Origin of the sequence: Microbacterium sp. PI-1 (assembly GCF_004337555.1) — a bacterium.
Taxonomy (GTDB): domain Bacteria; phylum Actinomycetota; class Actinomycetes; order Actinomycetales; family Microbacteriaceae; genus Microbacterium; species Microbacterium aurugineum.
The window spans coordinates 1-13,045 of sequence record NZ_SJYZ01000005.1; the positions used below are offsets into that span (position 1 = coordinate 1).

11 protein-coding genes are annotated in these 13,045 nt (G+C 69.4%); 9 read left to right on the forward strand and 2 right to left on the reverse strand.

The genetic code is table 11. The features are described 5' to 3' along the window. Positions 1–181 precede the first annotated feature (181 nt). The 6 genes from E0W80_RS06135 to E0W80_RS06160 are packed head-to-tail and all read left to right on the forward strand — an operon-like array spanning position 182 to position 7,875. Positions 182–1,519: a cytosine permease gene (locus E0W80_RS06135; protein ID WP_047520504.1), complete on the forward strand. Its 1,338-nt coding sequence runs from the start codon at positions 182–184 to the stop codon at positions 1,517–1,519. Between the two features lie 41 nt (positions 1,520–1,560). Next, positions 1,561–3,108: a hydantoinase/oxoprolinase family protein gene (locus E0W80_RS06140; protein ID WP_131491729.1), complete on the forward strand. Its 1,548-nt coding sequence runs from the start codon at positions 1,561–1,563 to the stop codon at positions 3,106–3,108. A gap of 1 nt (position 3,109) precedes the next feature. After that, a complete protein-coding gene (locus E0W80_RS06145) occupies positions 3,110–4,210 on the forward strand; it encodes a DUF917 domain-containing protein (RefSeq protein ID WP_047520506.1) in 1,101 nt (366 codons plus the stop codon). Then, positions 4,207–5,325: a DUF917 domain-containing protein gene (locus E0W80_RS06150; protein ID WP_131491730.1), complete on the forward strand. Its 1,119-nt coding sequence runs from the start codon at positions 4,207–4,209 to the stop codon at positions 5,323–5,325. Before E0W80_RS06145 ends, E0W80_RS06150 begins: the two co-directional genes overlap by 4 nt. Positions 5,326–5,335: 10 nt before the next feature. After that, positions 5,336–6,364: a DUF917 family protein gene (locus E0W80_RS06155; RefSeq protein ID WP_131491731.1), complete on the forward strand. Its 1,029-nt coding sequence runs from the start codon at positions 5,336–5,338 to the stop codon at positions 6,362–6,364. Continuing rightward, the gene (locus tag E0W80_RS06160; RefSeq protein ID WP_131491732.1) at positions 6,361–7,875 is read left to right on the forward strand and encodes a helix-turn-helix domain-containing protein; all 1,515 of its coding nucleotides are present in this window, start codon (positions 6,361–6,363) and stop codon (positions 7,873–7,875) included. The genes E0W80_RS06155 and E0W80_RS06160 overlap by 4 nt, the downstream gene beginning before the upstream one ends. A gap of 12 nt (positions 7,876–7,887) precedes the next feature. Here the strand turns inward: E0W80_RS06160 and E0W80_RS06165 are convergent, their stop codons facing one another. Further along, the gene (locus tag E0W80_RS06165; RefSeq protein ID WP_131491733.1) at positions 7,888–8,301 is read right to left on the reverse strand and encodes a VOC family protein; all 414 of its coding nucleotides are present in this window, start codon (positions 8,299–8,301) and stop codon (positions 7,888–7,890) included. A 119-nt stretch (positions 8,302–8,420) separates the two neighbouring features. Continuing rightward, a complete protein-coding gene (locus E0W80_RS06170) occupies positions 8,421–9,161 on the reverse strand; it encodes an NAD(P)H-binding protein (RefSeq protein WP_131491734.1) in 741 nt (246 codons plus the stop codon). 120 nt (positions 9,162–9,281) lie between these two features. Here E0W80_RS06170 and sigJ point away from each other — a divergent pair, with 120 nt between their 5' ends. The 3 genes from sigJ to E0W80_RS06185 are packed head-to-tail and all read left to right on the forward strand — an operon-like array spanning position 9,282 to position 13,045. Next, on the forward strand, positions 9,282–10,163 hold the full coding sequence (gene sigJ, locus E0W80_RS06175) for an RNA polymerase sigma factor SigJ (RefSeq protein ID WP_131491735.1): 882 nt from the start codon (positions 9,282–9,284) through the stop codon (positions 10,161–10,163). Between the two features lie 16 nt (positions 10,164–10,179). After that, a complete protein-coding gene (locus tag E0W80_RS06180) occupies positions 10,180–11,529 on the forward strand; it encodes a M20/M25/M40 family metallo-hydrolase (protein ID WP_165875408.1) in 1,350 nt (449 codons plus the stop codon). Positions 11,530–11,584: 55 nt separating this feature from the next. Continuing rightward, positions 11,585–13,045 (forward strand): MFS transporter, encoded by a 1,461-nt coding sequence (locus E0W80_RS06185; RefSeq protein WP_131491737.1) that lies wholly within the window; start codon positions 11,585–11,587, stop codon positions 13,043–13,045.

Below are 13,045 nucleotides of genomic sequence, written 5' to 3' on the forward strand. Positions count from 1 at the left end.
CGAGCGTCTGGACGCGGGGAGGGCGCGTCGACGAGACGGACAGAGGTGACAGGAGGCAGACGATCGGGTGGTGTGCGATCTGCACATCCGTGCGGGATGTTCGTGCGATCTGCACATGTGGGCCGGGCGCAGGGCATCGCTACTGTGGCGCACAACCCGTTCCCTCTCCCGAAGGATCCTCATGGCACGCACGGCGCACCCCGACGACTTCGCGCTCTCCCGAGTGACTCCTGAGGCCCGCAAACCCTGGTTCGGAATCGCTGTGCAGCGATTCGGTCAGGTCTCGGCCCTCTCGCAGTTCCTCCTCGGCGCGACCCTCGGCTACAGCATGACTTTCGGCGAGGCCGTCCTCGCCTTCCTCTTCGGCTCGATCATCCTCGAGGTGATCATGTGCGTGGTCGGCTTCATCGGCCAGCGCGAGGGCCTCAACACCGCACTGCTCGCCCGGTGGACCGGCTTCGGGGAGATCGGTGCCTCGCTGGTCGGGCTCGCGATCGGGATCAGCCTCATCGGCTGGTTCGGCATCCAGTCGGCCATCTCGGCACAGTCCCTCGACGCCCTGATGCCCGGTGCGCTGCCGGTCTGGGCGTGGAGCCTCATCTTCGGTCTCGCCGTCACCGCGATCGTCGCCTTCGGCTTCGTCGGCATGCAGTGGCTCGCGAACATCACGGTGCCGCTCTTCCTCATCCTGGTCGGCTGGTCGGTCATCACCGAGCTGAGCCGTCACGACATCGGCGAGCTGCTCACGGGACCGGCACCCGGACCCACGATGAGCGTCTGGGCCGGCACGGGTATCGTCGCGGGTGGTCTCATCGTCGGCGCGATCATCACGGGTGACATGACCCGCTTCAACCGTTCTCGCGCCGACGTCGTCAAGCAGACCGTGCTCGGAGTCTCGCTCGGTGAGTTCGTGATCGGACTCGCCGGTGTCCTGCTGGCGCACGCGGCCGCCACCGGTGACATCGTCGCGATCGTGACGTCGTCCGTCGGCTTCATCGGCCTCTTCATCGTGCTCACCGGCACCCTGAAGATCAACGACTGGAACCTGTACTCGTCGACCCTGGGCCTGGTGAACTTCATCTCGACGGCGTTCGGCAAGAACCTGCACCGCGTCACCACGACGATCGTGCTGGGCGTCGTCGGATCCATTCTGGCCGCGGTCGGCATCCTCGGACAGTTCACCGAGTTCCTGATCGTGCTCAGCGTCGCCTTCCCGCCGATCGCCGGCATCATGGTCGCCGAGTACTACGTGGTGCGCCGCTGGCGTCCTGAGCTCGACGCGACCCGTGAGGCCGGCACCCTTCCGGCCACCGCGCCACGCATCGTTCCCGCGACGATCGTCGTGTGGCTGGTGTCCGCGCTCGTCGGCTACTTCGTGACCTGGGGCATCCCGTCGTTGCTCAGTCTCTTCCTCTCGATGGCGCTCTACATCGTGGCGGGCAAGCTCGGCTGGGTCCGCGGTGTCGGAGTCGCGAACACGCGGCAGGCGAGCCCGGTCGAAGAGACAGCCGCGGCCTGAGCCGCCCCGAGTCAGAACCTCCTCACAGGAAAGCGAGAATCATGCACATCGGCATCGACGTCGGCGGCACCAACACCGACGCAGTCCTCATGGACGGCACCCGCACGCTCGCGGGCGTGAAGCACTCGACCACCCCCGATGTCACCAGTGGCATCATCCAGGCGATCGAGGATCTGCGGGCCGGGCACGCGTTCGAGGGCGCCGACGTCGACGCCGTCATGATCGGCACGACGCACTTCATCAACGCACTCGTGCAGGCGAGCCGTCTGGCGCCGGTCGCGGCACTCCGCCTCGGACTCCCGGCGACGCGAGCTCTGCCGCCGCTGATCGACTGGCCCGACGTGCTGGTCGAGGCGACGCAGGCCCGCAGCTATCTCGCCCACGGGGGCTACGAGTTCGACGGCCGACCGATCTCACCCCTCGACCCGGACGAGATCCGGGCGCACGCCGAAGACATGAAGTCGCACGGTATCCGCTCGGTCGCGATCTCGTCGGTGTTCAGCCCGGTCAACCACGACCTCGAGGTGCGGGCGGCAGAGATCGTCGCAGAGGTGCTGGGGGCGGATGCCGCCATCTCGCTCTCCCACGAGATCGGACGCATCGGACTGCTGGAGCGCGAGAACGCGACGATCATCAACGCCGCGCTGCGCGAGCTCGCGTCCGAGATCGTCGATGGGCTGACCTCCGCCGTGCGCGCCCAGGGCATCGAGGCGCCGATCTTCCTCAGCCAGAACGACGGCACGCTCATGGACGAGGAGTACGTGCGTCGCTACCCGGTCGCGACGTTCGCCTCCGGTCCGACGAACTCGATGCGCGGAGCAGCCGCGACGAGCGGTCTGGACGACTGCGCCGTGATCGATGTGGGCGGCACCACGGCAGACATCGGGCTGCTGATCAACGGCTTCCCGCGGGAGACCGCGAACGAGGTCAAGGTCGCCGGCATCCGCACCAACTTCCGGATGCCGGACGTCCTCTCGCTCGGCATCGGTGGCGGCAGCATCGTCGATGAGGAGACTGCGGAGGTCGGACCGGCATCCGTCGGGTACAAGCTGACCACGGAAGCGCTGGTGTTCGGTGGATCGACCCTGACCGCCACGGACATCGCGGTCGCGGCCGGCCGCGCCCACGTGGGCGACGCGAGCAAGGTCGCGCACCTCGACCCCGTGTTCGTCGAGCGGGTGCTCGCCCGCATCGCCGAGCGTGTGTCGGAGGCGGTCGACCGCATGCGCACGTCACCCGAGCCCATCGCGGTGGTCGCCGTCGGCGGAGGCTCGATCCTGCTCCCCGACGAGCTGCCGCTGTTCGGCACCGTGCACCGACCTGAGAATTACGCGGTCGCGAACGCCATCGGCGCCTCGATCGCACAGGTCGGCGGTGAGATCGACAAGGTCTACGCGATCGAGCCCGGTCGTCGTGACGAGACACTCGCCGAGGTGCGCGCCGAGGCGGTCGACAAGGCGATCGCGGCGGGTGCCAAGCCCTCGACCGTGTCGATCATCGACTTCGACGAGGTGCCCATCCCGTATCTGCCCGGCAACGCCACGCGCATCCGCGTCAAGGCGGTCGGCGACCTCGACATGGGGGCGTGACATGAGCTGGACGATCACCCCCGCCCACATCGACGGGCTCGCTCGCGGTGCCGCCGTGCTCGGCACGGGAGGCGGAGGGGATCCGTACATCGGTGCCCTCCTCGCGCGTCAGGCCCTGACCTCCGGCGACGTCACGGTCGTCGGACTCGACGAGGTGCCCGACGATGCGCTCGTGCTGTTCGTCGCGATGATGGGCGCGCCGACCGTCATGGTCGAGAAGCTCCCCAGCCTCGCCGAGGTCATCGAACCGGTCAAAGCGCTCAGCGTCCACCTGGGCCGTCCGGTGACCCACATCGCGTGCGCGGAGGTGGGCGGAGTCAACTCCACCATCCCGATCGCCGCCGCGGCCGCCCTCGGACTGCCGCTGGTCGATGCCGACGGCATGGGTCGCGCGTTCCCGGAGCTGCAGATGGTGCTGCCGACGCTGTACGGCGTGACGGCATCGCCCCTCGCGTTCAGCGACGAGAAGGGCAACACGGGGGTGCTGCAGACGGCCGACAACTCGTGGACCGAACGCATCGCTCGCGTGGCCTGCGTCGAGATGGGCTGCTCGGTCATGATCTCCGGGTTCTCCATGTCCGGCTCGGCGGCGCGCGAGTCGCTCGTCGCGGGTTCGCTGTCCCGCTGCATCGAGATCGGGCAGCGCATCGCGACGGCACGCGAGGAGAAGTCCGATCCGGTCGACGCGGTCGTCCGGCTCCTCGGCGGACGCGAGCTGTTCGACGGGAAGGTCGTCGACGTGCACCGCGCCACCACCACGGGCTTCGCGCGTGGCCGTGCTCGCATCGACGGGGACGCCGACCGCTCGCTGACGCTGCAGTTCCAGAACGAGCACCTGGTGGCCGAAGCCGACGGCACGGTCCTGGCGACCACGCCCGATCTGATCATGGTGCTCGACGGCGAGTCCGGTGAGCCGATCACGACCGAGGGACTGCGTTACGGACAGCGGGTCCGGGTGATCGCGGCTCCGGCCGATGAGCGCTGGCATTCGGACGCCGCCCTCGCGATGGTCGGCCCGGGGTACTTCGGGTACGACATGGCGGCCCACCGCTTCGACGGCAGCATCTCCACCGGAACCGTGTCGGCGGGAGCGACGGCATGAGCTGGCAGCTCACCGCGGCCGACCTTCCCGATCTCGCTCGCGGCGCGACCTTGCTCGGGACCGGTGGGGGCGGTGACCCGTACATCGGCAAGATGCTCGTCGAGCGCGTGCTGGGCGAGGGGAGCATCACGATCCTGGATCCGGACGAGCTCGCCGACGATCTGTTCGTGATCCCGACCGCCCAGATGGGTGCGCCCACCGTCATGGTCGAGAAGATCCCGGCGGGCACCGAGCCCACGCTCGCCCTGCGCACGCTCGAGGAGCACCTCGGACGCACGGCGGATGCCACGATGCCGATCGAGTGCGGCGGCATCAACTCGATGATCCCGCTCATCGTCGCGGCCGAGACGGGCCTGCCGGTGGTGGATGCCGACGGCATGGGCAGGGCGTTCCCCGAGCTGTCGATGGAGACGTTCGCCGTGTACGGCGTGCATGGATCGCCCCTCGCGCTCGCGGGAGAGCGCGGCGAGAAGGTCGTGATCGACACGGGAGACGACGACCGGCAGATGGAGTGGCTCGCCCGCGGCATCACGATCCGTCTCGGCGGCGTCGGCCATATCGCCGAGTACGCGATGACCGGCGCGGACGTCCGGCGCACCGCCGTCCCGCGCACGATCTCGATGGCCCTCGCGCTGGGCCGCGCCATCCGTCTCGCCCGGGAGGAGCATCGTTCACCGTTCGAGGCGATCGCCTCGACCCTCGCGACGACGCTCTACCCGCACCTTCGGGAACTCTGCGTCGGCAAGGTCATCGACGTCGAGCGGCGCACGACCGAGGGGTTCGCCAAGGGGCGTGCGGTGATCGCACCGCTCGACGCAGAGGAGGGCGCCACTTTCGAGATCTCGTTCCAGAACGAGAACCTCATCGCCCATCACGGGGAGGCGCTCGTGGCGATCGTGCCCGACCTCATCTGCGTGGTCGATCACGAGACGGCCGAGCCCATCACCACGGAGGGACTCCGCTACGGGCAGCGCGTACGGGTGCTCGGCATCTCCACACCCGAGATGATGCGCACCCCCGAGGCGCTCGCCGCCTTCGGACCGTCCGCTTTCGGCCTCGCCGCGGACTTCGTCCCGGTCGAGACTCTGGCCGCGGGTGAGGACGTTTCTCCCTAGGCTGGAGCGCATGATGCTGCAGCGCGACGACCTCACGGCGCTCGCCCGCGGCTATTCGCTCCTCGGATCCGGCGGTGGCGGTTCGACGACCATGCTCGAGCTGATGCTCGCCGGGTCCGACCGGGAGCCGATCGAGATCTCCCCGATCTCCTCGCTGGACCCGCGGACACCCTGCCTGGGCGTCGCCTTCGTCGGCTCGACGATGCTGCTCGGCGAACGCCTTCCCGGCGCCGACCCCTTCGCTCGTCTGCTGGCCGCGGTCGAACGGTGGATCGGTCATCCCGTTCCCGCGGTCTGCTCCCTCGAAGGCGGCGGGATGAACGGGCTCGCTCCGTTGACTCTGGCCGGGTCCCACATCGTGGTGGACGCGGACTGCACCGGCCGTGCCGTTCCGGGGCTGGACCAGATGTCGTTGTTCGTCGACCGGGTTCCCGGACTCGTGTTCGCCTGCGACACCGGCGCCGGAGGGGTCGCCCTCGTCGAGGCGCACCGGGCGATCGACGCCGAGCGGGTCGTGCGGTCCGCGATCATCCAGGCGGGCGGCGTCGGCTGTGCGGTGCTCGGAGGCTTCACGGTCGGCGACCTCCACGAACACGCGATCGGGGGCCATCTGGCGCATGCACTCGAACTCGGCAGGGCCTACCTCGCATCGGCGGGCGCGCCCCTCCCGCTCCTGGCGGATGCCCTCGGTGGCGAGCTGCTGGCTGAAGGGCGTATCGTCTCGGTCGCCGCCTCGCCGCAGGATCCGCACGTGAACGCCGTCGAGATCAGCGGACTCGGCGGTGCCGTCCACCGTGTGGTGAGCCGATCCGAGACCCTCGCGGTGCTGACCGATGGGCTGCTGGTCGCGTCCGCCCCCACGATCATCGTGGTCGTCGATGCGGTGTCACGCGAGATCCTCGAGGTCACGGAACTGCGTCTGGCACGGAACGTCGCGGTCTTCTCCATCCCTGCGCCCGCCTGGTGGAATGCGCGGCCCGAGCGTCGCGCGAAAGTGCTGCCCTCCGCCTACGGCCTCGACGATCTGGATGCGGCGTGAGCGCGCGGCTGCCCGTGAGCGCGCTGCTCTCCCACACGGAGAACGGCGGCCTGCAGTGGGTCGCCGGACCACGCGATGCGGCGTGGGAGGCGGTGGCCGTCGGCGCGAGCGAAGTCGAACTCACCGAGAGGGGTGCCGAGCGGCTCGCGATCATCACCGCATCGGCCCCGACATCGACCTGGCAGCAGGACGCTCTGCTGCGCCGGCTGCGCGACCGGGGGTTCACCGGGCTCGCCGTGTCCGGGGCGGCGGACTTCGACGCGGGCGCGTTCCGCCTCGCGGATCGGATCGGCCTGTGCCTGCTCGACGTCCCGCGCCCCATCCAGCTCGCGAAGGCCTGTTGGATGCTGATCGAGGCACGCGATGCGCTGACGCTCAGCCAGGTGCGCAAGGTCGCGCAGTCGTTCGAGTATGCCGCCGATGATCTCACCGATCTGCTCGGACACATCGCGGCGAACCTCGGTGTCGGTGCCGCGCTGATCGACTCGTCCGGTGTCTTGCAGGAGGCGGGCGCGCATCTCGACGAGCGACTGCATGCGGCCATCAGCTTCGACTCGTGGCTCGATCGCGTGAGCGTCGGCGAGACGGCTGCGGCGTCGGTGCGGGTCGACAGCCCCGGACGCAGCGGTCTGAGGCTCGTGCTCTTCGGGCAGGGCCTCGGCGAGGCACAGGTGCAGTCGCTCTCGGTCGCGGCCGAGGTCGCGATGCCCGCCGTCGCGGCCCGCATCCTGATCGACGAGGTGGCGGCCGTGAATGACGTCGCCGTGTCGTCCGGGCTGCTGCGTGACTTCGTGGACCTGCACGGAGCGGCGGATGCCGATGTCCAGCGGCGGATGCTCGAGCGCGGCTGGCGCACGAGCGGTCATCATCTCGGTTTCCGGGTGGTGGCGAGAGGGCGGCTCGATTCGTTCTCGCTGCTGCGCTCCGTCAGTGCCGGACTCAGTGCGATCGACGCGGAGGCGCATGCCACGACAGCGGGTCGAGGACTGAGCGGGTGGCTGACGTTCCCGGACGCCCCCGATCCCGATCGCGTCGAGCGGGCCGTCGCCGCACTGCGTGAGCTCCACCTGGGTGTCCTGCGGGACTTCACCGTCGCGACCGGCGTCGGATCCTTGCAGGCCGGATCCGAGGGACTCGCCACGACGCTGGACGAGGCGGGGGATGCGGCGCGGATCGCGGCGGCGCGGTCGGCGACAGGTTGGTTCGTACGGGTGGACAGTCTCGGCCTGGAGCAGCTGCTGCTGGCGTGGACGGGGAACGACACGTTCGTGCCCGCCGCGGAATCCCTCCTCGCCCCGCTGCGGGAAGGGGGAGGCGAACTGCTCACCACTCTTTCCGCGTATCTCGATCACGAGTCGGGCATAGCGGCGACGGCGACGGCTCTCGGTCTGCACCGCAACACCATCGCCGTGCGGATCCGGCGCGTGCAGGAGCTGCTCGGGATCGACATGAACGACCCCGAGGCACGATTGGCGCTGCACCTGGCCTGTCGAGCCGTGCAGCCGCGCTGAGGCCGGGCGGGTTCAGTCCTCCGGATCGCCGTGCAGCATCCAGGGGATGCCGAAGCGGTCGACGAGCATCCCGAAGAGGCCACCCCACGGCGGCACATCGAGCGGCATCGTGATGGTCGCCCCTTCGGACAGCTTCTCCCAGACCTCGCGGGTGGTGTCCTGAGAGTTGCCGCTCAACGAGACCGAAAAACCCTGCGGCTTCTCGTACGGCATGCCGTCGGGAGAGTCGGAGCCCATCAGCACGAGTCCGCCCGGTGCATCCAGCTGTGCGTGCATGACGAGGTCCTTCTGGCTCGGATCCTGCACCATGTCGGGGAACTCTCCGAAGGTGTTGATCACGAGCTCCCCGCCGAGCACGCTCCGGTAGAACTCCATCGCCTCGCGGGCTTCGGTGCGGAAGGACAGATACGGATTGAGGTTCGCCATGATCGCTCCGGGGTGAGGTGGATGCATCGACCGCACGCTCAGTCTGCGCCGCCTCCGACCGGATCCGCAAGAGGACTCCTGCGCGCTCCGAGAACCCCGTGCGTCGGTGGAGCAGGTGCTCACCGCGCGGCGAGCCACTCCGTGAAGGTCTGGCGTCCGAGATCGGCGTCGGGACCGGGAAGTGCATCGCCGGCACGCATCCCCGCCATCTGCGGCCCGGGGACGTTGAGCGCCGGGATCCACCCTCGATACCCCTCCCGGCGGGCGAACGCCCGGATCATGGTGGAGAGCTGTTCCTCGCGCGGGCCGGCGAGGTCACGCGCCCGGCCCTGCGGCTCCGACGTCGCGAGAGCTGCGAGCCGGGCGCCGACCTCGGAGGCGGCCACGGGTTGGGTGCGGGCGTTCGGGGCGAGGTGCAGCGGCCCCAGTTTCGCCCGCGCGAACATCTGCCCCGCGAACTCGTGGAACTGTGTCGCCCGCAGAATCGTCCAGGGCACCCGTGAGGACGCGATCACCTTCTCCTGCGCGATCTTGCCTGCGTAGTAGTCGTAGGGGATGCGGTCGATACCCACGATCGACAGGAGCACGACGTGTCGGACTCCGGCCTCCTCGGCCGCGGAGACGAGGGTGCCGGTCGCGGCGGTGAAGAACTCGATCGCCGCGGCGGCCTTGAGCGTCTCGATGCTCGTGACGTCGATCACGACGTCGGCACCGTCCAGCGCGGCATCGAGTCCCCGGCCGGTCACCAGGTCCACCCCGTGCGAGCGGCTGAGCACCACCGCGTCATGTCCGTCGGCCTCGATCGCGGCCACGGTCGGCCGACCGACCGTCCCGGTTCCTCCTGCGACGGCGATTCTCATGGGTGCTCCTTCTCTCTCGATTTCATCCTTCTCCTCTTTCGACGACGCAGACCACGGGAATGTGAGGCGACAGCCGAAAGACGGCAGCGGCGGGCGCCGAGTCGGGCCAGGATGGAGGCGATGGATGATCTCGAGGTGATCGACGCCGAACGCCGCACCCTGCTCGCTCTCGCCTATCGTCTGCTCGGCACGGTCGCCGATGCGGAAGACGCGGTGCAGGAGACGTATGTGCGGTGGTACCGGATGAGCGTCGAGGAACGTGCACAGATCAGGAGCCCCGCTGCGTGGCTGACCCGCGTCGCCGGACGTATCTGCCTGGACGCGCTGGGATCGGCGCGTGCTCGTCGGGAGAGGTACGTCGGCCCCTGGTTGCCGGAGCCCGTTCCGCACGACTCGCTGCTCGCCGCCCGTCCGCACCCGGATCCGTTGGAGCGGATGACGCTCGACGAGTCGGTGGGGATGGCCCTGCTCGTCGTGCTGGAGTCGCTCACCCCCGCCGAGCGGGTCGCGTTCGTGCTGCACGACGTGTTCGGTGTCCCCTTCGCCGAGATCGCGGAGACGGTCGGTCGGAGCCCGGATGCGGTGCGCCAGCTCGCCTCGCAGGGTCGTCGGCGCGTGCGCGAACGCCGGGCGGTCGTGGCGTCGCGGGAACAGCACGATGCCGTGGCGAGAGCCTTCCTCGCCGCTGCGTCGACCGGAGAGCTCGACGGTCTGATCGCACTGCTCGACCCCGACGTCGTGCTCGTCTCCGACGGAGGAGGGAAGAAGTCGGCCGCGCTGCGGCCGGTGGCGGGAGCGGACCGCGTGGCACGCTTCCTGCGGGGGATCGCGCAGCGCCATCCCGAGGCCGAGGTCTCGCTCGTCGCGGCTCCCGACGGGCTCGTGATGCTCGCGACGATCGACGGCCGCGCGGATGCGGTCTTCTCCTTCGTCGTCCGCGAAGACCGCATCACGGAAGTCTTCGCCGTGCGCAATCCCGACAAACTCAGCCAATGGCCGTGAGACCTCACTCGGTACGATGGCGAGCGTGACCACCCCGACCGTGCGCCCCGGCATCGCCGAACGGCTGTCGCAGATGATCCGAATCCCGACGGTCTCGGCGGAGCTCGATGAGCGCGGACCTGCCCCCTTCGAGGAGTTCGTCGCGCTGATCGCCGAGCTGTACCCCTTGACGCACCGGGATTTGCGGCTGGAACGGCACACCGACTTCGGTCTCCTGTTCCACTGGGCGGGCAACGGCGCGGCGGGCCGAGACCCTCTCGTGCTGATGGCGCACTACGACGTCGTCCCCGTCGACGAGAGCGACGCGTGGACGTATCCGCCGTTCGCGGGAACCATCGCCGACGGTTCGGTGTACGGCCGAGGCGCCCTGGACGACAAGGGCCCGCTGCTCGTCGTGCTCGAAGCCGTGGAGAATCTGCTCGCGGACGGCTTCGTCCCGTCCCGCGACGTGTACCTCTCGTTCGGCGGCAACGAGGAGACCTACGGGAAGGCGGCGGAGGAGATCGCACGCGTGCTGCGCGCACGCGGCGTGATGCCGTGGCTCGTCCTCGACGAAGGCGGCGCCGTCGTCGATGCGCCGCTGCCCTTCGTCCCCGGTCGAGCGGCGATGATCGGTGTGGGGGAGAAGGGCGTGATGACCCTCCGGTTGACGGCACGGGGCGAGGGTGGTCATGCGTCCGCACCGCCGTCGCTCACCGCGGTCCGACGCGTCGCGAGAGCCGTCGACCGGCTCGGACCCACGACCTTCCGACCTCGTGCCTCGAAGGCGATCCTGCGGATGCTGTCGCAACTGGCGACGCGCACTCCGGGGCCGGCCCGCCACCTGCTGAGGTTCTTGGGGTCGATGCCGCTGGTGACCGCGCAGGTCTTCGCCGCGCTCGGGGGCGAACCCGCCGCTCTCGTCCGCACGACCGTGGCTCCGACCATGCAGTCGGGCGGCACGGCGGCGAACGTGCTGCCCTCGCAGGCGTCCGCCACCCTCAACCTCCGCATCGCGCTGGGCGAGACCACCCAGCAGACGGTCTTCCGGGTGCGGCGGCGCATCCGCGATCCGCTCGTCTCCGTCGAGGTGGTCGAAGCGGGGGAGCCCTCGCCGGAGTCGCCCACCGACAACGCGCAGTTCGCGTTGCTCGCAGCCGCGTTGGACGTCTCCCATCCCGGGGTCCCCGCCGTGCCCTACGTGATGATGGCCGCCACCGACTCCCGGCACTTCCATCGCTTCTCGCCCGCTGTCTACCGTTTCGCGCCCTTGGACATGTCGAATGCCCAGCGGGCGTCGATCCATGGCGTCGACGAGAGCGTCGAGATCGTCGCCCTGGAGCGCGGGGAGCGATTCCATCGGGCACTTCTCGAACGACTAGGGTGATCTCACCCCGCCTCCTGCCGACGCAGGAGCATCCGAACGAGAAGCAGGAGACGCGATGACGCGCACCCGCACACTGGGCACCCTCGCCGTCGTCGTCGGCTTCCTCGCCTTCGTCGAGTTCACGAGCGGTGTGCTGCAGGGGTACTACACGCCCATGCTGACGGACATCGCCCGTCATCTCGGGGTCCATGATGCCGACGTGAACTGGCTCGAGGGCACGCAGCTGATGCTCTCAGCCCTCGTCGTCCCGGCGTTCGCGAAGCTCGGCGACATGGTCGGCCACAAGCGGATGCTGCTGATCTCCACCGCGGTCACCGGCGCGGCCGCCCTGGTGCTGCCGTTCACGGACTCCTTCGGGGTGTTCCTCGCCGCCTGGGCGCTGATGGGGTTCTACGTCGTCTGGCTCCCGCTGGAGATCGCCCTCATCTGGTCACGGTCGCGGCGGATGGAGGGTCGCTCCTCGATCACCGCCAAGGCGGCCGGACTCCTGGTCGCGGCGCTCGAAGGCGGCGCGATCATCGGCGCCCTCGTCGGCGGCGCACTCATCGACGTCCTGCCGCTCACCGTGGTCCTGCTGGTGCCCGCCGTGCTGATCGTGGTGTGCTTCTTCGTGATCCTGCTGGGGGTCAAGGAGTCTCCGGAGCCCGCGGGCGGCGTCTTCGACACGATCGGTCTCGTGCTGATCTCGCTCGCACTCGTCTGCTTCACCGGTGGTCTCAGTCTGCTTCGCCTCGAGGGCGGACTGGAGAACCCCTGGTCGTGGGGTGTGGTGGTCCTGGGCGTACTGCTGGTGGTTCCGTTCGTGTTGTGGGAGCTGCGGTGCGAAGACCCCCTCATCGATGTGCGCATGTTCCGCTCGCCCGCACTCGGCCCGGTGTTCCTGACGGCAGGGCTCTTCGGGGTGAGCGTCCTCGGTGCGCAGGCGCCGCTGTCGACGTTCGCGCGCACCGACCCCGCGGTCTACGGCTACGGTCTCGGGACCAGCGGATTCGCGACCTCGCTGATCATCGGCGTCTACCTCGTCGCCATGATCACGGGTGCCCTGTTGTTCCCGTCGTTCGCCCGCTGGATCACCCCGCGGCTGACGCTGATGGGGGCATCGGTGCTCGTGGGACTCGGCTTCCTGCTCTTCCTGCCGTTCCACGACACCTACACGCAGGTCATCGCGAACATGGTCGTCGTCGGACTCGGCTCAGGCGCCCTGGTGGCAGCGCTTCCTGCGGCCGCGGCCTCGGCAGCACCGGCGTCGCAGACCGGCGTCGCGACGGGCCTCACGAACTCCGTCAAGACCGTCGGCGGGGCGATCGCCTCGTGTGTGTTCGGCATCGCGCTGCTGCACGGCGTCGCGACCACGGCGGGGGCGACCGAGGGGACCGCGGGTTCGCTCGCCGGCTACTTCACCGTGTGGATCGTGTGCGGTGCCACCGCTCTCGCCGCAGCCGTGATCCTCGTGTTCGTCCCGAAGACCGCGTTCACCGACCGGGCTGCCGATGCGGAGGTCGTCCCGGCACTCTGA